Annotated in this window: 21 protein-coding genes, 1 tRNA gene and 1 pseudogene; 9 read left to right on the forward strand and 14 right to left on the reverse strand. The window is 43.2% G+C overall.

The window, feature by feature from the left end; translation table 11 throughout:
• Positions 1 to 75 (reverse strand): 2-C-methyl-D-erythritol 2,4-cyclodiphosphate synthase (locus tag GVY04_06630; GenBank protein NBD15820.1); only part of this gene is annotated, 75 nt, incomplete at its 3' end.
• 111 nt (positions 76 to 186) lie between these two features.
• Between GVY04_06630 and GVY04_06635 the strand changes: the two genes are divergently transcribed.
• A tRNA-Asp gene (locus GVY04_06635) sits at positions 187 to 260 on the forward strand.
• A gap of 140 nt (positions 261 to 400) precedes the next feature.
• Here the strand turns inward: GVY04_06635 and GVY04_06640 are convergent.
• A complete protein-coding gene (locus tag GVY04_06640; GenBank protein ID NBD15821.1) occupies positions 401 to 2,038 on the reverse strand; it encodes an AarF/ABC1/UbiB kinase family protein in 1,638 nt (545 codons plus the stop codon).
• 171 nt (positions 2,039 to 2,209) lie between these two features.
• Positions 2,210 to 3,286 carry a mechanosensitive ion channel gene (locus tag GVY04_06645; protein NBD15822.1) on the reverse strand — a complete coding sequence of 359 codons (1,077 nt, stop codon included), beginning with the start codon at positions 3,284 to 3,286 and terminating at the stop codon, positions 2,210 to 2,212.
• Between the two features lie 473 nt (positions 3,287 to 3,759).
• Between GVY04_06645 and GVY04_06650 the strand changes: the two genes are divergently transcribed.
• From GVY04_06650 to GVY04_06660, 3 genes and pseudogenes are all read left to right on the forward strand, one after another.
• Positions 3,760 to 4,236 (forward strand): hypothetical protein, encoded by a 477-nt coding sequence (locus GVY04_06650; GenBank protein ID NBD15823.1) that lies wholly within the window; start codon positions 3,760 to 3,762, stop codon positions 4,234 to 4,236.
• A gap of 123 nt (positions 4,237 to 4,359) precedes the next feature.
• Positions 4,360 to 4,632, forward strand: a pseudogene (locus GVY04_06655) (helix-turn-helix domain-containing protein).
• 253 nt (positions 4,633 to 4,885) lie between these two features.
• A complete protein-coding gene (locus GVY04_06660) occupies positions 4,886 to 7,402 on the forward strand; it encodes a response regulator (protein NBD15824.1) in 2,517 nt (838 codons plus the stop codon).
• A gap of 109 nt (positions 7,403 to 7,511) precedes the next feature.
• Here GVY04_06660 and GVY04_06665 read toward each other — a convergent pair whose 3' ends face one another.
• Positions 7,512 to 7,694 carry a hypothetical protein gene (locus tag GVY04_06665; protein NBD15825.1) on the reverse strand — a complete coding sequence of 61 codons (183 nt, stop codon included), beginning with the start codon at positions 7,692 to 7,694 and terminating at the stop codon, positions 7,512 to 7,514.
• A gap of 95 nt (positions 7,695 to 7,789) precedes the next feature.
• Complete coding sequence (locus tag GVY04_06670) at positions 7,790 to 8,077, reverse strand: RNA-binding protein (GenBank protein ID NBD15826.1); 288 nt, start codon at positions 8,075 to 8,077, stop codon at positions 7,790 to 7,792.
• A gap of 319 nt (positions 8,078 to 8,396) precedes the next feature.
• On the opposite strand from GVY04_06670, the gene GVY04_06675 reads away from it, so the two are divergent.
• The 3 genes from GVY04_06675 (at position 8,397) to GVY04_06685 (ending at position 11,749) form a co-directional block, all read left to right on the forward strand.
• Complete coding sequence (locus GVY04_06675) at positions 8,397 to 8,960, forward strand: hypothetical protein (GenBank protein NBD15827.1); 564 nt, start codon at positions 8,397 to 8,399, stop codon at positions 8,958 to 8,960.
• A 28-nt stretch (positions 8,961 to 8,988) separates the two neighbouring features.
• A complete protein-coding gene (locus tag GVY04_06680) occupies positions 8,989 to 10,389 on the forward strand; it encodes an AMP-binding protein (GenBank protein ID NBD15828.1) in 1,401 nt (466 codons plus the stop codon).
• Between the two features lie 127 nt (positions 10,390 to 10,516).
• Positions 10,517 to 11,749, forward strand: coding sequence for a cation:proton antiporter (locus tag GVY04_06685; protein NBD15829.1), 1,233 nt, complete (start codon positions 10,517 to 10,519; stop codon positions 11,747 to 11,749).
• 27 nt (positions 11,750 to 11,776) lie between these two features.
• Here GVY04_06685 and GVY04_06690 read toward each other — a convergent pair whose 3' ends face one another.
• Entirely contained in the window at positions 11,777 to 12,145 is a 369-nt protein-coding gene (locus GVY04_06690; protein NBD15830.1) for a hypothetical protein, read from the reverse strand.
• 303 nt (positions 12,146 to 12,448) lie between these two features.
• On the opposite strand from GVY04_06690, the gene GVY04_06695 reads away from it, so the two are divergent.
• A complete protein-coding gene (locus tag GVY04_06695) occupies positions 12,449 to 12,637 on the forward strand; it encodes a hypothetical protein (GenBank protein ID NBD15831.1) in 189 nt (62 codons plus the stop codon).
• Between the two features lie 104 nt (positions 12,638 to 12,741).
• Positions 12,742 to 13,110 carry a hypothetical protein gene (locus tag GVY04_06700; protein NBD15832.1) on the forward strand — a complete coding sequence of 123 codons (369 nt, stop codon included), beginning with the start codon at positions 12,742 to 12,744 and terminating at the stop codon, positions 13,108 to 13,110.
• 30 nt (positions 13,111 to 13,140) lie between these two features.
• Here GVY04_06700 and GVY04_06705 read toward each other — a convergent pair whose 3' ends face one another.
• The 8 genes from GVY04_06705 to hypA all read right to left on the reverse strand — a co-directional run bounded on the left by GVY04_06705 (position 13,141) and on the right by hypA (position 20,297).
• Positions 13,141 to 13,572: a YbhB/YbcL family Raf kinase inhibitor-like protein gene (locus GVY04_06705; protein ID NBD15833.1), complete on the reverse strand. Its 432-nt coding sequence runs from the start codon at positions 13,570 to 13,572 to the stop codon at positions 13,141 to 13,143.
• A gap of 134 nt (positions 13,573 to 13,706) precedes the next feature.
• Positions 13,707 to 15,326, reverse strand: coding sequence for a DUF697 domain-containing protein (locus GVY04_06710; protein NBD15834.1), 1,620 nt, complete (start codon positions 15,324 to 15,326; stop codon positions 13,707 to 13,709).
• A 116-nt stretch (positions 15,327 to 15,442) separates the two neighbouring features.
• Entirely contained in the window at positions 15,443 to 16,528 is a 1,086-nt protein-coding gene (locus tag GVY04_06715; GenBank protein ID NBD15835.1) for a Rieske 2Fe-2S domain-containing protein, read from the reverse strand.
• On the reverse strand, positions 16,525 to 17,316 hold the full coding sequence (locus GVY04_06720) for an ATP-binding cassette domain-containing protein (protein NBD15836.1): 792 nt from the start codon (positions 17,314 to 17,316) through the stop codon (positions 16,525 to 16,527). Before GVY04_06720 ends, GVY04_06715 begins: the two co-directional genes overlap by 4 nt.
• A gap of 33 nt (positions 17,317 to 17,349) precedes the next feature.
• Complete coding sequence (locus GVY04_06725; protein ID NBD15837.1) at positions 17,350 to 18,177, reverse strand: ABC transporter permease subunit; 828 nt, start codon at positions 18,175 to 18,177, stop codon at positions 17,350 to 17,352.
• A gap of 8 nt (positions 18,178 to 18,185) precedes the next feature.
• Positions 18,186 to 19,202 carry an aliphatic sulfonate ABC transporter substrate-binding protein gene (locus GVY04_06730; protein NBD15838.1) on the reverse strand — a complete coding sequence of 339 codons (1,017 nt, stop codon included), beginning with the start codon at positions 19,200 to 19,202 and terminating at the stop codon, positions 18,186 to 18,188.
• A gap of 12 nt (positions 19,203 to 19,214) precedes the next feature.
• Positions 19,215 to 19,904: a hydrogenase nickel incorporation protein HypB gene (gene hypB / locus GVY04_06735; protein ID NBD15839.1), complete on the reverse strand. Its 690-nt coding sequence runs from the start codon at positions 19,902 to 19,904 to the stop codon at positions 19,215 to 19,217.
• A gap of 21 nt (positions 19,905 to 19,925) precedes the next feature.
• The gene (hypA, locus tag GVY04_06740; GenBank protein NBD15840.1) at positions 19,926 to 20,297 is read right to left on the reverse strand and encodes a hydrogenase maturation nickel metallochaperone HypA; all 372 of its coding nucleotides are present in this window, start codon (positions 20,295 to 20,297) and stop codon (positions 19,926 to 19,928) included.
• Between the last annotated feature and the right edge of the window lie 14 nt (positions 20,298 to 20,311).

Consider the following 20,311-nt stretch of genomic DNA (forward strand, 5'->3'; position numbering starts at 1 on the left):
GACTCCACCAATAACTAAAGAATGATCTTGACCCAGTTGATGAATGTCATAACCATTGCCAACTCGAATGTTCATTTCTGTTTTTCCTTTCACTGCTTCTTCCTCATTATCGAGTGATTAGAAAAAATTTTGCCACAACGTTTGACAAACCCAAAAATAATCGCTACCATAGTATTCGCGCTACAGGGGACTGTAGTTCAACCGGTTAGAGCACTGCCCTGTCACGGCAGAAGTTGCGGGTTCGAATCCCGTCAGTCCCGTTGGTTATTGCCTTCTTTATTCTGATTGAACTCCCTGTATTGATGGAGTTCAAAAATGAGTGCTACTTATCTAATGAATCCCAACGCGGGAGGGAGTAGGCAACTTTCCCTAGTGTTTTTCTCATCTCCCTCATCCTCATCTATTTCAAGCGACCGGAGCGCCAAATACTCAACAATAACCAAAACCCAATAAAACTGGCTGCAGCAAATAAGATGTTACTAATGAGCGAGAGCTGAGGCGTTTGCGCATTGGAAGAAATAATGGCTGCGCCCATAATTAGAGAACCAACAATAATGCTAAAAGAAAGCCGATTCGCGGAATCATCCAAACTTCTTCGTAGGGGTTCGAGTTCTCGGACATTGAAGTTCCAACTTAAAGTTTCTGAGGTAACGCGATCTAGGAATAATTCTAGCTGACGAGGACCTTGTAGAGATAAACTTTTGAGATCGAGAGTGGTTCTTAAGAGTGTGGGAATGGGATTATTTCCTAAGATTTGGTTGCGAAATAAATCGGTCATTAAAGGTCGTACTTCGTAGAGTAAATTAACCTCAGGATTAAACCCTCTTGCCACTCCTTCTAAATTGGCTAAACTTTTTGCATACAGTCCCATGTTACTGGGAAGCTTAACGTTGTTATTTCGTGAAACTTCTAAAATTTCATAGAAAACTTCACTAAAATTAATTTGCGAAATACTAAGATTGTAATACTTGCGCAACATCCGATCATAGTCATTTTCTAAATTAATTAAATTAACTGAATTAGCACTTTCTGATAACTCTAGAGTTAATTGGCTACAGCGCTGGGCATCAATATCAACAATTGCCAACAACATTTCAGTTAAAATTTGTTGGGTCCGCGGATCCAAGCGTCCAATCATCCCACAATCAATTAACGCCAGTCGTCCATCATCCAGATAAAAAATGTTTCCTGGATGGGGATCAGCGTGAAAGAACCCATCAATATAAATTTGTTGAAAAAAGACACGAAAGAGAAGCGTTGTTAATTCCTGACGGCGTTTTTCTTCTTGAACTTTTGGTAATTCAGCTTTTAATATCGGAGCACCATCAAGCCACTCCATAACGAGTAATTTTTCTGTAGTGATATCCCAATGAATCGCAGGAACAACGACTTCTTTCGGATCAAACCAATTGCTATTTTCAAGATTGCGACGCAGTTGATCGGTATAGGTTGCTTCTTTGGTAAAATCAAGTTCAGCCCGCAGGGCATTGGTGAATTCTTCGGCTAAGGCTACCACATCGTAATCTTCCCCAAAGTCGGTACGAGCGACTAATTCCGCAATTCCTTTGATCAAAGAAATATCTTGGTCAACAACCTTATCAATTCCCGGACGTTGCACTTTGACTGCGACTTCCTGACCATTAGCGAGAGTTCCACGATGGGTTTGCGCGATCGAGCCGGCAGCAACGGGTTCTTGATTAAACTCGGAAAACACCTGATCTACCGGTGCTTTGAGTTGTTCCCGCAGCAGGGCTTCAATATTGGTCCAGGCTACTGGCGGAACATTCGCTTGGAGAGCAGTGAGAGCTTCGATATAATCAGGAGGAATGATGTCAGGACGAGTACTGAGCAGTTGCCCAAATTTAACGTAAACCGGTCCTAAATCGACTAAGATATTCCGCAGCACCGTTGGTGTCGGCAGTTCAGGGGCTTCAGCTTTCCCAACTGTGAGGAGGCGACGCATATAGTCCCAACCATTGCGGAAAACGACTTCTAAAATTTCTCGTTGACGACTGGTGTTTTGGGTAAGGAAGACCACAGGTTATCTCTCGTGCGATATTCAACAATGTTACTCCCCCACTTATAACAGTTTGTCAAAGCGATTGTCCGCTTGTAGCTGTTGGAGGAGTTAGTGGGCTGCAATTGGCATTTTCCGCCTGCAAGTAATTAGCAAGTTTAATATCCTGAAGAAATTGCCAATAATTTTCCATTAGTCACTTTTTAAATAATGAACTTGTGTAGGATAAGCGATTTCAATACCTTGAGCTTCAAAACATTCTTTGATGGCAAAATTAATTTTTTGCTGCGCATCCATATAAGCAGTGTAATCTGGGGTTTCCATATAATACACCGTTTCAAAATTCAGACTAAAATCTCCATAAGAGCTAAAATGGCACCGATCAAAGCGCGTGTTTTCTATATTATTAATCATCTCGTGAATCAATTCAGGAATGATTTGTAATTGTTCTAATCCAGTTTCATAAGTGACGCCGAGGGTAAAAACAATGCGACGCTCTTCCATTCGCTTATAATTGTGAATCCGAGAACTAGTTAAGTCACTATTGGATAAAATTAACTCTTCGCCGCTCAGACTGCGAAGGCGAGTCGTTTTAATCCCAATGTGTTCTACTGTACCAATTAGATCGCCAACGATAATAAAATCGCCAATTTTAACTGGGCGATCGAGCAAGATGGAAAAATAACTAAAGAGTTCTTGGAAAACCCCTTGCGCTGCTAAAGCAATGGCAATACCGCCGATACCTAAGCTAGCGATTAATGCAGAAATATTAAAGCCAAGATTGCCTAATAAGAAAATGATGCCGATTGTCCAAGTAACAATTCTCAGTGCTGGCGAAAGAATGGCAATACTTTGTTCACGGGCTTCATCGTCTTCTCCTTTTAACCAGTAGGTCGCTAAGAAATACTCAATAACATTGCCAATAAAACGAATGCCAATAAAAGTAGCAAGAATTAAACCAATGACATCAATCGATTGATTTAGAATTGGATGTAATTCTAAATTACGAATACTAATATAAAGTACCCCCAGATAGAGTAAAGGGGTAAGAGAATTCTGAAATATTTTGAGTAAACGGCTATTTAAACCAATATGAGAATGATTGATCCATTTTCTGAGTCGCTTCAGAATAAATCCTTTCAAAATAAAATTAATAATCAGAATACCAATCAGAAACATGAATAAAGCCAAGAGGTATTCCGAAACAAAGTTATTTAAAATTTCGTAGCCTAAAAATCTTTGTATTGTTTGTTGTACTTGTCGATTCATAAAAAGCACTCCATGTACCACTAATTAACTCTCAGCCGTGTGGTAGCTAACTAAGATAACAGCGATCTCACTTAATATTCCCTTCAGCAGTTTATCAATTTTGTCCGTCATTTGCATAACCTGATAGCGTCACCTCAGCAATTATGCTTTATTACTATAAGTGCTGATGAAAAATCCTAAAATTGTATAACACTTTTTCCAAGTAATTGATTAACTTAATCTAACCTTCATATAACTCAGAAAATTTTAACAACTTTATCAAGTTCGGGAGTCGCTATCATCTCCAGTTACTTCTTTCAAGATTACCTACAGTTTCATTGGATTTTAAAAAGTTTTTTAAATCACACCTTGAACATAAATATAATTTGCAAAATGAATATAACTGGCAGTTACTTTGGATAATTACACTGAAGTACCGGACGAGAATCTGTGTTATATTTCTATTTGTATTTGCTTTAGATCACTAAAATTACATGACTGAAAGCTTACATTTTACCTCATCTGAGTTTCTAGCTACCCAACAAGCAAGTGGAGAAATTCATAACTCGTTTCAACTTTTCAAGGAATTATCAAATCGGAGTGGCGTTCTAGAAATTTCTAGAGAAAACATTAACTGGATCGTTTATCTCGAAAAAGGTCAACTCCAATATGCCTCGATGTCCGTTCAATCTGTAGAAGAGTTAACCTACCATCTTCAGTGTTTGGGCTGCAAAGCAGCAGTGGAAGCATTGAAGACAGCAAAATCTTTGGAAAATACCCGAAATTCTCTAGAAGGAATGTCTCTTGACAGTATTTTGCACTGGTTAAGCAGACAAGAATTTCTGAATGCAGAAGAAGTTTCAAAGGTGACCGAACAAGTGAGCAGAGAAGCATTAGCTTGTCGCGGGGAAGCCCCGTCCTCACGCTTTGCTCCGGTCTGCCGTAGGCGAGTGACGGGACGGGACGTATAAACGTCTGGGGAGACCCCAGACGACAGCCCCTCATGAGGAGCGGTGAGTCGAGGGTTTCGACAGCCTGAAAACGAACACTCTCCCTCTGTGTTATGGTATTTATATTAATTTCTTTTTACCCTAATGCTTCAAGTCGTCAAAGTCAGATTATACCCCGACCACGAACAGCGACAGTCGCTAGAACAAAGTTTTGGCAACTGTCGCTTCGTTTGGAATTGGGGTCTTAACCAGATCAACACGACCTACAAGGAGACGGGTAAAGGGATTTCTAGCTACGACATCAAGAAACAATTACCCGAATAAAAAAAAGAATTTGACTGGTTAAAGCTGACCTACTCTCAGTGTCTCCAGCAAGTTTGCATTAATCTGGGAACTACCTTTAAGAACTTCTTTGAGTACTGCGATCAGCTAGAGTCTGCTCTCTTAGGCATTGCTGAGCAAGGGGTTGATTTAAAAGAGTTTGATGCTGCAGCACGAGCCGCTCACTCCATTAAAGGGGGGTCTGCGATGATGGGCTTTGATGCCTTCAGTCGCACTGCTCATTCGTTAGAAGATTACCTGAAAATCCTCCAAGCCCGATTTCAGACAATCGAAATTAATACCCAATTGGAAACGCTATTACTGCAAGGGGTGGACTGCTTGCGGGCAATTGGCGAACAATATCGTCAGGGAAATTCCCCCCCCGCAAGACTGGCTCGATCAGCAAGCGACACAGACCTTTGCTCCTTTGCGAGAGCACTTGGGAGAGTTAACCGAAGCGGATGAAACGGCACTCTTGTCCAAGGAAGAAGACGCCAATGTGGCCGATCTCCTCTTTGGCAGCGGGGTGGAAGATGCTTTAGAACAGTTAAGAAAACAGTCGACGCTTTTGTCTTCAACCGAATTGGCGACTGTTGTTAAAACAACCGCCGAGGAATTAGCAGACTTTGGGCGGATGATTGAATGTGAGCCCTTTGTCAGCTTATGTGAGTCGGTACAGCAGCATCTCAATGAAGTTTCCTTGGCGCAATTGCGATCATTAACCCGCAGCGCGATCGCGCAATGGGAGCGCTCGCAAGCCTTGATTCAACTGGGACGTTACGATCATCTCCCGACTGAACTCGATACCAGCGAAGTCATTGCTGAAGAAACCCAAGAATGGGAGATTCCCGATCTCGATGACTTAGATCCCAGCGCGATCGAGGAGTTACAGGCAGCGACGGCAGAAGAAGAATGGGAAATTCCCGATTTTGATGATTTAGATCTACCCGTATTCGTAGAACAGGAAGAAAATGTGGCAGTGCCATCAGCCGAGTCAACTGTTGTCGCTACCAAAGAAAACCAAGAACTGCCGGTTCCTGCACAACGAGAAGATACAACAGTGCGGGTGTCTGTGCAACAACTGGCTCGAATTAATACCCTGTTTGGCCGTTTAATTCTAGAGCGGGAATTGGTCAATTCCCGGATGTCAGAGTTAGAGGAGTTTGTCAATCTCAGTAAATCGAGAACCCAGCAACTGGAACAAGCGAATGTCCAACTGCGCAAATGGTATGACAAACTCAACTATGAAAGTGTTACGGTGTCGAACTTTCCTCGCGCAGAAACCGAAGGCTTTGACACCTTAGAGATGGATCGCTACAGTGACTTACACCTGCTGTTCCAAGAGCAAATGGAAACCATTGTCCAGCTACAAGAGGTTACCAGTGACCTGGAAGTGAGTTCCCGAGAAGTCACACAAGCAATGGGAGAACTGAACTTTACCACGAGTGATTTGCAGCGGGGCATTACCCGCGTACAAACTCGTTCCTTTTCCGAAGCGGTGAAGGGATTTCGGCGGGTCATCCGAGACTTATCTGTCCAGTATGACAAACCGGTTACTATTGAGATTCAAGGCGAAAATACCCTCATTGATCGCGCAGCCTTTGAAGCCCTTTCTGCCCCGCTCAATCACCTGCTGCGCAATGCCTTTGACCACGGGATTGAAGACCCCCAAACCCGCGTTGCCCAAGGAAAACCCGAGCAAGGAAAAATTACCCTCAATGCCGTGAATCAGGGGAACAAAACCATGATTTCCATTACCGATGATGGGGGTGGCATTGATCGGGAAAAAATTAAGGCTCGCCTGAAAACGATGGGCATTTCCCAAGAAGAGTTAGCCCAACTCAGCGATCAAGATCTTCTGGATTCGATTTTTGCCCCTGGCTTTTCCACCGCTGAGCGCGTCACCGAATTATCGGGGCGCGGTGTGGGCATGGATGTTGTTCGCACCAACTTAGAAAAAATTCGCGGTGAAGTCCATGTGGACACAAAATTAGGTGTCGGAACCACATTTAGAATCAGTTTTCCTCTCTCTGTCTCCATTGCGCGGGTGGCAATTGTCGAAAGTGCCGGCTTAGTCTTTGCCCTTCCTGTGGAGATGGTGAAAGCTTTTGCCCCCTCAGAGGCATCAGGAGAAATGGTTTGGAATGGTGAGAACGTTCCCGTAACCAGTCTAGAGAGTTGGTCCCGCTTTAATCGAACCGTCAAATCCTTTGTCATGGCAGGAACGGCAACGCTCGATCGCGCCACCGTTTTAATTGTTAATTATCGGGGAAGTTGGCGCGGTATTCGGGTGGATCGCTTCTGGCGAGAACAAGAAGTGGCGTTACGGAGTGTCGATAGCCCCTTACCGTTACCCCCTGGAATTACTGGTTCTACTGTTTTAGGGGATGGTCGTCCCATTCCCCTGGTCGATCCGGTGCAACTCTTAAATTGGTTCCAACAACCCCAAGCGGAAAGTAAAGCCACTGTTGATGTTCCGGTTCACGATGATTCCTTAAAGGCTGACACCATTTTAATTATTGACGACTCGATTCATGTCCGTCGTTACCTCGCGATCGCGCTGGAAAAAGCCGGCTATCAAGTGGAACAAGCCAAAGATGGACAAGAAGCGGTTGAGAAAGTCTTTAGTGGTTTACCAATCAAAGCAGCGATTTGCGATATCGAAATGCCTCGCTTAGATGGTTATGGCGTTTTAGGTGAAATTAAAAATCACCCTGAATTTAAACAGTTACCCATTGCCATGCTGACTTCTCGGGGCAATGAAAAACACCGTAAACTCGCGATGAAACTAGGAGCATCGGCTTATTTTTCTAAACCCTATAATGAACAAGACTTACTGAGTACCCTAGCGACCATGATTGGCTAAAACACAGGCAGAGGGGAGGCCAGAGTGACGAGTTCATTACCATTGAACTCAACTCCCCAACTTCCCCTCTTCAAATTAGGCTTTTGTCAGCATAGGCAACGGAGTGGGCTTATTCGGCTGCCCCACTATTATCGCTTTCATTATTACTGTTGCTGTTGCTGGTATTGTTGTTATTTCCACCGGAGAACCGACGACCTCTTTGGAAATTTCCGGTTGATTTTTTCCGGAACTGTCTTGCATAAGCAAGATTACGAGCTGCTTTTTCTTTTTTCTGATTCCGACGTTTAGCCATTCTCAATTCTCCTTATTCAAATTAAAAAACGCTTTCAGAAAGCCTGATTACATCTTATGGGCTCTCTAAAAGCGTCGTTTGCTCAATTCAATACTTTAGAAACGTCTGTTTCTGCGACCGCCGCCAAATGAGCCTTTATTTTCGCGGGGACGAGCGGGGTTTACTTTGAGTTCACGACCCATCCATTCTGCACCATCTAGTTCAGAAATCGCATTCGATTCTTCAGTTTCCGATGACATTTCAACAAAACCAAATCCTCTCATCCGACCTGTCTCACGGTCAGTAGGGAGATGGACGCGCTTAACTGTGCCGTATTCTGCAAAAACTTCGCTTAAGTCGTCTTGAGTTACGGAGTAGTCGAGATTACCGACATAAATTGACATTGATGAAGATTCTCCTCAATCAGATATTGTGTAGTGAGGCAAGATCTTGGAGAGAGTCTGTCAATACGAAGCTGGAAAAAACTATCAATACTGAAACCAAACGTAGTCACCGATCTTTGTTCTCAAGATTAATTTTAGCAGCCTCTTTTGAAATCGGCAACTCTATTTTGATTTTTTTAAGAAAGGTTACTTTTTCATTCTTCTTGAGAAGTGCAATCTCAGAAGTATAAAGCTAACCTTTATTTTTTGAGGACGGTTTCCGTCGGAATTGTTAATAAATTGTTACCTTAATTAGAGATGATCACTTAGTTTAGTACAGATGACGGTTGCCAATACTCAATCTCTAACTTTTCAAATTTCTCCACTGATTCGGATGACTCTGTTGAGTCTCTACATTGCTTTGACGCTTCCTCTGCCTTTTTTAGCTAAGATTTCTCCCGTTTCAATTCCTGTTGCTTGGTTTGTCGTTGGTTTAGCCATCGGTTGGATTTTATTATACGGTGCGTTGAGTCAGCAGGTTGTTCTCGATGACAAACAGATTGCAGTGACCTATCCCCGTTGGTTTCCCTCGATTTTGCAAAAAGGATGGTCACTCCCTTGGGCTGAAATTGAACAACTGAAACTGCGAACGACCGGACAAGGAGGATTAGTGTATTATTTTGTTACTTCAGGGCGCGATCAAGCCTATCTTCTCCCGATGCGAGTCGCAGGATTTGCACGCTTAGTCGAGAAAGTTGAAGAAGAAACAGGCATTGATACCAGTGATGTTCGTCCTTTGGCACAACCGTGGATGTATTTCATTTTATTAGGATTTACCCTGCTTTTGCTCTTAGTCGATGCTTGGACAATTTGGACAGCCACCCACCAAGGATTAATGATCTAAGTTGTCAAAATTGGGTTAAGAAATAGCAATGAATGAAATCAAACCGTCCTTTCCATGGTTAATGCAGCAACTCAAGGCTTGTCGAATTCAAGAAGGATTTTCTCTGACTGATTCGGAAGCATTAGTGCAACAGAGCCAACAAATTTATTCACAAATTCCACAAGGAGCAAAGATTCTTATAAAGGGAAGGAATGATCATCAATTTTTATCTAGTTTTTTAGCCAGTATCGGGAAAAGTTGTCCAATTTTTTTAGGGAATCAGCAATGGCAATTTCAAGAATGGCAGCAAGTTTTTGCTATCGTCAACCCGAATGTAATTATTGAAGAAAATCGTTTAGAACAAATCTCTTCCTCCCCTTTGGAGATCAAGTCTAAGGGAAACATGATGATTCCTACTGGTGGCTCATCAGGAACGATCCGTTTTGTCAAACATAATTGGGAAACCTTAAGCGCATCAGTTACAGGATTTTGTCGTTATTTTGAACAAGAAACAGTGAATTGTTTTTGTGTTCTTCCTCTGTACCATGTTAGTGGATTAATGCAATTTATGCGAACCTTTCTTACAGGAGGAAATTTAATTTTATATTCCTATCAGAGGCTAGAAAAAGCTTGGCAAAATCAAGACTTAGTAACTCTACGCCAACTACAAAATATCGCGCGAAATAACTATTTTCTCTCATTAGTTCCTACGCAACTGCAACGGCTACTCAATTATGGGGCAGGCAACTGGTTATCTCAATTTAAAGCGGTTCTTCTTGGTGGTGCGCCCCCTTGGACAAGTCTTTTAGCAAAGGCGAGACACTATCAAGTTCCCCTTGCTTTAACCTATGGCATGACGGAAACAGCATCACAAGTTGTCACTTTACAGCCCAATGATTTTTTAGCAGGAAATAACAGTGTGGGTCAAGTCTTACCCCATGCAAAAATTATAATTCAAGGAGAATTAGGAGAAGAACTAGCTCCAGAAAAATTAGGAACAATTACGATTAAAACGAACGCTTTAGGATTAGGATATTATCCTGATTGCGATTGGAAACGAGAGCAATGGATTACTGATGATCTGGGTTATTTTGATCGAGCCGGCTATCTTCATATTATCGGTCGTAAAAGCCGAAAAATTATCACTGGTGGAGAGAATGTCTTTCCTGATGAAGTGGAAGCAGCGATTTTATCGACCGGTTTAGTTACAGATGTTTATGTGATGGGTTTAGAAGATCAAATTTGGGGAGAAGTTGTAAGTGCAATTTATGTTTCGCAAAAAGAAACAGCAACTAGCAGCGAAATTAAAGCACAATTAAAACAAGCACTCAGCTCTTACAAAATTCCTAAAAAATGGTTTAGAGTGACTAAAATTCAGCGTAATGATCAAGGAAAAATCAATAAAGAAATCATAAAAAAACTATTGATTGATCATAAAAATAGTAATTAATTAGAGAAAATGCAGTAAAACCTAATCAAATTTCCTACGCAACCTAAGGTAAAAATGATGATGAATCGGTGTCGCGCTGGCAATGATAGGATGAGGGGTAGCTTGCAGTTGAGGAGCAGAGGAAGGAATGCCAACCGAGCAAGCATTATTGCTACTCATTTTGCTAGTTGGTCTGATTCTAGTGGTTGCTATCCTACTGAAATCAGGGTTGCAACGTCTTGGATTGCCTGCTCTGATGGGCTATATTGGCTTAGGATTACTCCTCCACAGTGCTGATAAAACTTGGCAACTCTTTTCAGCCGGCGATCGCGAAGTATTAGCTTTTCTTGCTGACTTGGGAATTATCTGCTTGTTATTTCGCGTTGGGCTTGAAAGTGACCTTTCTAAACTGATTAGTCAACTGCGTCGTGCCAGTATTATCTGGATTGGCAATGTTTTCGTGAGCGGTCTGCTTGGATTGGTCACTGCTCAAGTGTTACTGCAACTGGACCTGATTCCCAGCTTATTCGTAGCGACAGCGATGACCGCAACGAGCGTCAGCGTTTCAGTTGCCGTGTGGCGAGAAGCCAATGCTCTGAACTCAAGTAACGGTCAACTGATGCTCGATGTGGCGGAAATGGATGATCTTTCCGCGATCGCGCTTATGGCATTACTCTTTGCCCTCGTCCCGGTTTTACACAATAATCCCGACGCGAATTGGCTGCCTATCTTAGGAAATGCAGCCGCTATTTTTACGATCAAGACCCTCTTTTTCGCTGCCTTCTGCTTCTTTTTTTCCCGCTATCTTGAACAGCCCCTGACTGGGTTTTTTCAGAAATTAGAACCTGCTCCCGATCCCACCTTGATGGTTGCGGGAGTAGGGTTTATCATTGCTGCTTTAGCTGGATTATTGGGATTTTCGGTTGCCATTGGCGCGTTCTTTGCCGGATTGGCGTATAGTTACGATCCTCGCGCCGTCAAAATTGACGCTTCCTTTGCCACCCTTTACGAGTTATTTGTCCCCTTCTTTTTTATTGGCATTGGTTTAAGCATCGATCTCACCACTGTCCCCATCGCTCTCGGCTGGGGAGCTATTTTGCTCACCGCTGCGGTCTTAGGTAAACTGATTGGCGTAGCAATTCCGGTTATTATAACTGACACTTGGAATAGTGCGGCGCTACTCGGACTCAGTATGGTGCCTCGTGCCGAAATTATGATGATTATTATGCAACGTGGCTTACATTTGGGAGCCTGGGCAGTCTCATCTCACCTCTTTTCGGCCATGGTTGTGGTCTCTGCGGCAACGACAATTTTAATCCCTCTTCTGCTGCGCTGTTTGCTTCAACGTTGGCCACAGACTGAAATGGGTTCCTCCTTGTAGTTCGTTCGACGCTTGTGCCGGGGATAGCTAAGCCATAAGCTGCTCTTCCGGTAAATTCCACCATAACAATGCTAGGGCATCTCTTACCTGCTGCCACATATTTTTCGCTTGGTTAACGTTCAGTTTCAACTCTTCTTCCAATAACATTTGGACGGTCATTGTTACAGGTTCACTTGTAGGTGCTGAGAGTTGCAACAGATTCGGATCGCTTGCCGGACTCAAGATGCCATCTGCTGCTGGCGCTGCTTGAATTTCATGTTTGGGGTCTAAAGGAAACTGCCAGGATGGATGAGTGATTGTCGCTGGCGTTGCTGGTTCTTCTAACCAAGGATCCGATCCGAGATCGTCTGACAGCTTGATCGTTTTCGTCCCATTTTTATCAATATAATCCACCATCATTTTTACCTCCGATTACTCTACTACCTCCCCACTTCGATCATATCAATTTTATTAATTCACTAAAGTAAATTATTCCCAAGCAAATCCAAAATTGATCGTAAAATAATTGAGGCGTTGGCATAAATACTTGTCTGGATCAACTGATCGTATTGAAAATTAAAATTGTTAAAAAATATTGTTAATATCCCTCAAAGATTAATGGGACAGATGCTTGAAAAGAGCGATAATAAAGGTGGAGAACTATTTAATCTTTATTCCTCCCCCAGAGGCATCATTGGCGTACTAGGAGGTGCTTAAGAGATGAAAGGTTTTCAATTTTGTGAATTATTACTGACGCTAGCGCTGTTATTTATTGGTCTTTCTGGATTAACTTATTTTCTAGGGACATTAAACCTTCGTTTGGCATTAATTGTTGAATTTACCCTCCTGGCGAGTATGATTACCATTGGTTTTATTCTTTTTGATCGCGCGCTGAATCATACCGGATGAAAGGGAGCGATTATTGTGGCATTTACTGCCTAATCTCTAGCTGTGTCGTTGCAGTAGAGAAGAAATAATTCATCTTGAACTTAACTAGAATTGGAGCGAAAACAATGACAACTCAATTAGTCACTTGTCCGCTAAAAACTCACCCTTTAACCGCTATGAGTAATGTTACGAGTATTACCGTGACGGGTCATCAAGTGTCGATTTTAGAAATGCAACCAGAACCGGGAGATGAGGATACTTCTGCTGTCCACTTAACCTTTGATGTTGAACATCCTCACCAACTACCGAGTTTATTATCAACAGCAGAGGAACTCGGTTTAATTATGGATCGCGATGATGCGGTGGAAATTAGTTTGTCAGTACTGGCGATGGCAATGGCAAGCAAAAGCAGTACCGAAATCGCAGCCATGCAAAAAAGACTAGCGAACCGAATTGCAGAACTACAGTCTTCTGTGATACCCGAAGAAAGCTAATTGGAATTATGTACTGTGGCTGATATCTTGTTAGGATTTGCAATATAAGCCCATGAGTTCTGCTTGCGCAAGGATATGGTTTGCCATTGCTGCTTCTAAGTCTGATTTGTTTGCACCTTCTGATAAAGCAAGTTCGCAATCGAGGGCGTAGAGTTTGAAAAAGTAGCGATGGGTGCCACTGGGTGGGCAAGGACCGCCATAGCAACTCTTTCCCCAACTATTTTTACCTTGTGTCCCAGGAACAGAGTTTTCTTTGATTTCTGCTACCGGCTTAATATTCCAAATCAGCCAGTGATCCCAAGTTCCCATCGGTGCATCCGGATCATCATGGATTAAGGTTAAGGAGACCGTTCCTTGCGGGATGTCGCTAAGGGTTAAAGGGGGGTTGATATCTTCGCCTTGACAGGTGTATTTTTTGGGAATGCTCTCATTGTGTGCAAAAGCGGGACTTGTTATTTTCATCATTACCTCCCATTGCAACCTTTGAGATCGGTTACCCTTTCTAGTTTATCTGTGAGCTTTACTCCTACTCCCAACCCTTCACTAGAATTAATCTAATGTGTCGCAAACCTTAACTCCTGGGCAATGAATGAGCTTTACCATTTTTCTAAATTAGGTTGTGGGGGGTCAGACCAGTCATCATCATAAGAATAACGAGATCTTTTATCATTGCTTTCCTCTTCACTCTCGTCTTCTTCCTCTTCTGCCATTAAGGGTTGCACGACTTTTTCAAAGGCTTCTCCTAGAAAGGATTTTACAAATTCGTCGCGACGGTTCAGCTGAAATTGACGCTTCACCACTTCGGTCATCCCACCGTCTCCCCAATCTTGATCTTGACGGAAATATTCAATGAAACTCTTGCCGGCAATCCGGGTTAAATAAGCAGCACTCACCCCTTGAATCGCTTTCCCAACCACATAAGCCGCAACACTCATTTGCAGGGCAGTAGAAACCATTTGCACCACTCCTTTGACCACGCCTAAACTAACCAGCGTTCTGCCCAGAGAGAGGGCGAGTTCGCGACCGCGATCATAGTTAATGTCACAACCATAAATCTTGCCAATTTCAACCACCATTTGCGCATTCACTGCTGCTGTGCCTAACATATCCACCACGGGTAAAGGGGTAACGGCAATGACCCCTGCGCCCACCCATTGGTACCGTTCAATCACTTTGTCGGCTTGACGACGGCGTTGTTGGTCAATGAGGCGACGGGCTTCTTCCCCAAGGCGTTGCGATTGCAGGAGGATATTATCGGCAATTAAGTCTGCCCCTTCTGCCCGAAGAACCGCGGCAAGGCGTTTGATTAAGGGCATAATGTCCGGTTCCGGTTGGACAGTATCCCCATTATCCGTATGAAAGGGCGTCGGGTTAGCGGCGATACAGATGACATCATGGGGAAAAATATAGTCTTGCGTGCGCGATCGCAGCTTTTCTAGAATGACTTCTTGATCCTCATCCGTATAGAGATCGGTCTTATTAAAAATCAGCAGCGATCGTTTCCCAATTTCGGCTAGCACCGATAGCGGATCGTATTCAGACTGACGCAAATCATTATCGACCACAAATAGAAGTAAATCGGCTGCGGTGGCTAATTCACGGGCTAATTGTTCTCGTTCCGTTCCCATCACCCCTGCTTCCAAAATACCGGGTGTATCGGTGACTAAAATCTGCTGTTCAATTCCTGATAACTGCAAGCTATAAGTTTCCCCCGCTTGCGTGGTTCCCATGGGCGCACTCACTTCTCCGACTACACGACCCATAAGGGCATTGACAAGGGAGGTTTTTCCCGCAGATACCGTTCCAAAAATGACGACCTGAAAGGCTTGACGGTCAAAGTTCGCGGCGAGGGCTTCTGATTTTTCTAAAAGGGCTTGCTGTGCAACCTCATCTTGAATTTGTTGGACTTGTTGACGCACTGCTTGTAAGTTAGCTTGTGCGGCTTCATTTTTTTCCGCTGGGGCTTTGACCTGAGGACGCGGTTTTTTCTTCTTTTTTTTCCCTTTGAAATTAAACCCACCCTGAATGTAGTAGATAACGGCACCAATTAAAACGGTAATCACTGCCATGAGCAATAGCAGTAATAAATTGGCGAGAATCGGGGCAGTAAAGGCAATCTGGATATAAAGTTGGTAAATTGCACTCACCAACCAAATCATCAGTGCCAAAACAACACTAATACTTAAAATTAAGAGGAGCAGACGGGGTGAGGGCATCATTCAAAATAGGGTTAACCGTTATACTTTCAATTCTCCACATTGGAGAGGGTTTTAGCAGATCAACCCCGCCAACGGCGATTAACGTTCCTATTTTATCAATTGCAACTCTTGCATTAATCGCCAAACAAAAATCTTTGGATTAAGGCTTGTTGATGCAAAATTCGGTCTTCGAGTTGATTGGCAATTCCCGGTTCATAACCGCCACTAGCGTACCCTTTTTGCACCATTTCAGTGACTGCCATATCCTCTTTCATAAAGGTGGTGAAAGCTTGCGATAGCTGTTCTGCTGGAGGACTAACGTTGGGAATTCCATAAATTTCTAAGTGTACTTGACAGGTATTAACCCTCAAGGGATCAATCCGGATCCAAGCCAAAACTCCATCAGGCAAGGCTAAGAAATGTAGGTTAGGAAAAATACCATAAGTGAAGAAGCCATCACGGGCTTTCTGGGAGGGAATTGTGTCTAGAATGGGATGCTCACTGCGCCATTGTTCAGTTGTTGGCGTGTAGAGTAAATTGACATACTCGTTGAAATAATGTTCATAGTAACGGACAGATCCTTGGATTTGGTTTAAGGTCTCGCGATGGACAATGGGAACATGGTAATCACACAGGGTATTGTCGTGATAAACTTTCCAGTTGCAAGCGACTTTATAAGTGTGCTGAACCAGTTGTTTGGTTCCGGGTTGTCGATACCCTTGAATTGTGTTTGGAATCTCCCCTAAAAATTCTGACAATGGGGGTACTGCTTCATCGAAGCAAATGAAAATAAATCCTTCCCATTGCTCGCAACGAATTGACTTTAAGGGATAATCGGCGAAAGAGAAGTCTTCCGGAAACCGATCTTTTGCTGGAGTTCCCCTTAAATGACCGTCTAAATCATACACCCAAGCATGATAAGGACAAATGAGCTTTTCTTTAGATTGCTTTCCGGGTTTGGGGCATAAAAGAGCAGCCCGATGGGGACAAACATTGTAGTAAGCTTGAACGGTTGTCGGAGTTTTTTTAATCAGTAAAATACTCGCATCAGCAATTTCAGTGACAAAGAGATTATTCTCATTAAATAACTGCTCAATATCGCCAAGATAAAGCCAGTTTTTACGGAAAATATTTCTTGTTTCTAAGGGGATTAACTCTGGATCTGTGTATAAATTTGCTGGAAAAAATGTTTGCGAATTCGATTCTAAACCGTGCTTCATCCGACCATCACTTCTTGTTCAACACTATGATTTCTCAGAAGTTGTGTGATTTTTTCGCGATAGTTTTGAAACTCAGATAATGCTTTGACATGATAAGAGCGCGATCCATATTCATTACGCGGTAAGTTAATCTGAATTTCTTTTTGAATTGTACCGGGACGCGCCGTTAAAACATAGATTCTTTGCCCTAGAAAAACCGCTTCTTCCACATCATGGGTAATCATTAAAATGGTGGTGCCGGTGCGTTGCCAGAGATCGAGTAAAAACTGTTGCATGGTTTCTTTGGTTTGCACATCTAATGCCCCAAACGGTTCATCCATTAGCAGAATTTTCGGTTCACAGGCTAAGGCGCGCGCGATCGCGACTCGTTGTTTCATGCCGCCAGATAGGGCTTTGGGCAGGGCATTTTTAAACTGAGTTAAGCCCACCACATTGAGATAGTAAGCAGTCCGTTCTTGACGTTCCGAACGGGGAATGCCTTGCAGCTTCAGTCCAAACTCAACATTTTTGGCGACATTGAGCCAAGGATAAAGGGTATAGCGTTGAAATATCATACCGCGATCGCGCCCCGGACCAATAATCGGGACGTGATCCACCGTAATTTCTCCGGAAGTGGGATAATCTAGCCCGGCAATTAACCTTAATAGCGTTGATTTGCCAGAACCGGAAGCGCCAACGGCACAAACAAATTCTCCCGTTTCAACGTGCAAATTAATATCTTCAAGCGCTAGAAAATTACCTTTTTTGGCGGGAAACTCTTTATAGAGATGTGTTACTTCTAAGTGCATTATTCAGCCTCAACTTATCATAATAAAAAATAATTAGAGTGCCCATTTACAGGACACTCGCAACAACCCCCGAAATGATAAATCAATCAGAAAGCCAATTAACCCCAGAACAATTAAACAGGCAAAAATCTCATCCGTATTCAGAAATTTTTGGGCTAATAAGATGCGTTTTCCTAGCCCTTGTTCAGCGGCAACTAACTCCGCAACAATCACTAAATTCCAAGAGGTGGCAATATTAATCCGAAACGCATCAATAATGTTCGGAATGACATAGGGCGTAATCACTTGTAACAAAACTTGCCAGCGTAACCCCCCTAAGGTATAGGTCGTTTCAATTAACTCCTTGGGGACAAACTTCACAGCATCCATAATCATCAGTACATTAAAGAAAATAGTGCCGATAAAAATGAGTAAGATTTTAGGTTCTTCCCCAATACCGAGATACAGAATCAGTAAAGGGATAAATGCGGGCGCTGGCATATAGCGTAAAATGCCAATAATCGGTTCAAATAATGACCGAATGCTGGCAAACGCCCCCATCCCAATGCCAATGGGAATGGCAATGACACCGGCTAAGACAAAACCGCCAACCACTCGCAAGAAACTGGCAATCGTATCTTTAACCAAATAACCTTTTTCCCACAAGCGACCGAATGCTTCTCCGACTTGCACAGGGCTAGGCAGAAAAACATCTTCCACTCCGCCAAACGTGGCGAGTAACCACCAGAAAGACAGCGGAATCACCACGGAAACCACCATCAAGCCCCACTGTAACGGTTGGGGAATATCTTCTGCGATGCGCCAAAATGTGGTTGGCGGTAGTCCTTGGGCTTGATTCTTTTTTCCTAGTGAATTAGACATGATGATCCTTACTGTTGTTCAGCATAGGTTTTGACAAAGCTGTCATCAAAAAGAGTACTTAAATCCGGTTTTTCGGGAATAAAATCAACACTGACCATAAAGTCTGCCATTTCTTGGGCAGCATAGGGCATATGGGTCATATTATCCCCATCACTAAAGGCTTCTAAGTTGTCTTCTAAAGTGAACATTTGGGTTCCTTCTTTGAACAGTTGTAAGTCTTCGGTGGTGACATCAGCGCGTTGCGCCATAATTTCATCGGACCGTTCGGGATTGTCTGCCATAAATGCCAGCACATCAAACCAAGTATTTACTAGGGCTTGCACTTGATCCGGGCGTTCATCAATCAGCTTTTGACTGGTGACGAGTAAGTCAGGAATGGCACCGGGAAACGCAGCCGAACTAATTAACTCATGACTCCCTTCTCGCTTTAGCGCCGTCAACCAAAACGGGGGAAAGGCACCGACCGCATCCACTTTTCCCGCAGCAAACGCTGCCGCCGCAGCACCCGTTTCTAAGTCAACAATATCAACATCACTACGGGACATCCCCTCTTCTTCTAACGCCAAGGTGAGGAGAAAATCATCAACGACACCGGCTTCAACCGCAACCTCTTTTCCTTCTAACTCAGGAATCGATTGAATTTCTTCGGCAGCAATAATTTTGTCATTCCCAGCGGAATTATCATTCACGAGGACGACCACTTCACCGTTGACTGCATCGCCAACAAAAGAAACCGTATCGTTTAAGGTTTGACAGTTGGCATCGAGTTGTCCCGCTGCTAGGGCTTCCATGGAAGCCAGGTAGCCATCAAACCATTGCAAGCGAACATTTGCTCCATTTTTTTCAAATAACCCTTCTTCTTGCGCGATCGCCCAGGGCCACCAACCCGCCCAATTACTATAACCCAGCACAACCGGTTCCCTCCCCTCTGTACTCGGCGAATTATTGCCTGTATTGCAACTAACAACTAAAACTAAACTTAAACAAAATAAACCGAACTGTATTAGTAATTTTGGTAACTTCATTCCGCTTCCTTTTTAATGACTAACAATAAGTTGTTCTGCCACTTGTTTTTGTACCCAATCCAACCAAAGATTCAGTCCTTCGCCAGTCTTTGCTGAAACGGGAATTATCGTGACATTGGGGTTCATTTGTCGGACATTGGCTTCAATTCGTTTCAGGTCAATTTCTAAATGAGGGGCTAAGTCCATTTTGGTAACTAAAAGACAGTCTGCTTCTTGAAACATCACTGGATATTTCAGCGGTTTATCTTCTCCTTCTGTCACACTAAGTAAGGCGACTTTCCTGTGTTCTCCCACTTCAAATTCCGCGGGACAAACCAAATTGCCCACATTTTCCACAAAAATTAGATCAAATTCTGGGGGATGATAATTTTCTTGGAGTTGATGCAAGCCACCGGCCACCATTTTTGCATCGAGATGACAAGACCGTCCGGTATTAATAGCAATAATCGGAACCCCGTATTGGCGGAGTCGTTCGGCATCTAATTCGGTTGTCATATCCCCTTCAATCACCGCAAGCTTAAGTTGGGAGGACAAAATAGAAAGGGTTTTTTCTAACAAAACGGTTTTTCCAGCGCCGGGACTACTCATAACATTGAGACAAGTGATACCCCACGCATCAAAATGTTCTCGGTTATGGTCAGCTTCAGTTTGGTTGGCGTGAAGGAGATTGACTCCTAAGGCGGCGTCAAAGGTTTGGTGCATAGCTTTCTCACTGGCAAGACATTATTGAATAGCAACAGATTCTTCTGTGGTGTACTCGATATGATCAATTTTCAGTTCTCTACCGGAACGAATGTCTTCCATTGGCGAATGACAACTCGGACAAGCATATTCTTGACCCAATTTCGGAAAATATTCTTGTTGACAAGGATGGCAATAGGCAATCAATGGACTCTGTTTAATAACAAGTTCCACTCCGGCTAAAAAAGTATTTTGAGTTTGTACCTCAAAGGCAAATTGCAGACTGACAGGTTCGACACAAGTAAACTCCCCAACCAGGAGATGAACTTTCTGAATCTTTGGGGGAACGGGTTGGTTTTGCCACCACTCATGAACCGTTTGCATGAGTGCTTTTGTCATATCTGTTTCGTGCATTCACAAGTCTCCTT

This window comes from Cyanobacteria bacterium GSL.Bin1 (genome assembly GCA_009909085.1).
Taxonomy (GTDB): Bacteria; Cyanobacteriota; Cyanobacteriia; order Cyanobacteriales; family Rubidibacteraceae; genus Halothece.

What these genes read in the sequence shown, in the direction of transcription:
- GVY04_06720 (NBD15836.1), bottom strand. Translation starts at nt 17,316, where the DNA reads ATGCACTTAGAAGTAACACATCTCTATAAAGAGTTTCCCGCCAAAAAA.
- GVY04_06670 (NBD15826.1), bottom strand. Translation starts at nt 8,077, where the DNA reads ATGTCAATTTATGTCGGTAATCTCGACTACTCCGTAACTCAAGACGAC.
- GVY04_06730 (NBD15838.1), bottom strand. Translation starts at nt 19,202, where the DNA reads ATGAAGTTACCAAAATTACTAATACAGTTCGGTTTATTTTGTTTAAGT.
- GVY04_06665 (NBD15825.1), bottom strand. Translation starts at nt 7,694, where the DNA reads ATGGCTAAACGTCGGAATCAGAAAAAAGAAAAAGCAGCTCGTAATCTT.
- GVY04_06725 (NBD15837.1), bottom strand. Translation starts at nt 18,177, where the DNA reads ATGTCTAATTCACTAGGAAAAAAGAATCAAGCCCAAGGACTACCGCCA.
- GVY04_06695 (NBD15831.1), top strand. Translation starts at nt 12,449, where the DNA reads ATGAAAGGTTTTCAATTTTGTGAATTATTACTGACGCTAGCGCTGTTA.
- GVY04_06680 (NBD15828.1), top strand. Translation starts at nt 8,989, where the DNA reads ATGAATGAAATCAAACCGTCCTTTCCATGGTTAATGCAGCAACTCAAG.
- GVY04_06710 (NBD15834.1), bottom strand. Translation starts at nt 15,326, where the DNA reads ATGCCCTCACCCCGTCTGCTCCTCTTAATTTTAAGTATTAGTGTTGTT.
- GVY04_06675 (NBD15827.1), top strand. Translation starts at nt 8,397, where the DNA reads ATGACGGTTGCCAATACTCAATCTCTAACTTTTCAAATTTCTCCACTG.
- GVY04_06685 (NBD15829.1), top strand. Translation starts at nt 10,517, where the DNA reads ATGCCAACCGAGCAAGCATTATTGCTACTCATTTTGCTAGTTGGTCTG.
- GVY04_06700 (NBD15832.1), top strand. Translation starts at nt 12,742, where the DNA reads ATGACAACTCAATTAGTCACTTGTCCGCTAAAAACTCACCCTTTAACC.
- hypB (NBD15839.1), bottom strand. Translation starts at nt 19,904, where the DNA reads ATGCACCAAACCTTTGACGCCGCCTTAGGAGTCAATCTCCTTCACGCC.
- GVY04_06650 (NBD15823.1), top strand. Translation starts at nt 3,760, where the DNA reads ATGACTGAAAGCTTACATTTTACCTCATCTGAGTTTCTAGCTACCCAA.
- GVY04_06715 (NBD15835.1), bottom strand. Translation starts at nt 16,528, where the DNA reads ATGAAGCACGGTTTAGAATCGAATTCGCAAACATTTTTTCCAGCAAAT.
- GVY04_06690 (NBD15830.1), bottom strand. Translation starts at nt 12,145, where the DNA reads ATGGTGGATTATATTGATAAAAATGGGACGAAAACGATCAAGCTGTCA.
- GVY04_06705 (NBD15833.1), bottom strand. Translation starts at nt 13,572, where the DNA reads ATGAAAATAACAAGTCCCGCTTTTGCACACAATGAGAGCATTCCCAAA.
- GVY04_06645 (NBD15822.1), bottom strand. Translation starts at nt 3,286, where the DNA reads ATGAATCGACAAGTACAACAAACAATACAAAGATTTTTAGGCTACGAA.
- hypA (NBD15840.1), bottom strand. Translation starts at nt 20,297, where the DNA reads ATGCACGAAACAGATATGACAAAAGCACTCATGCAAACGGTTCATGAG.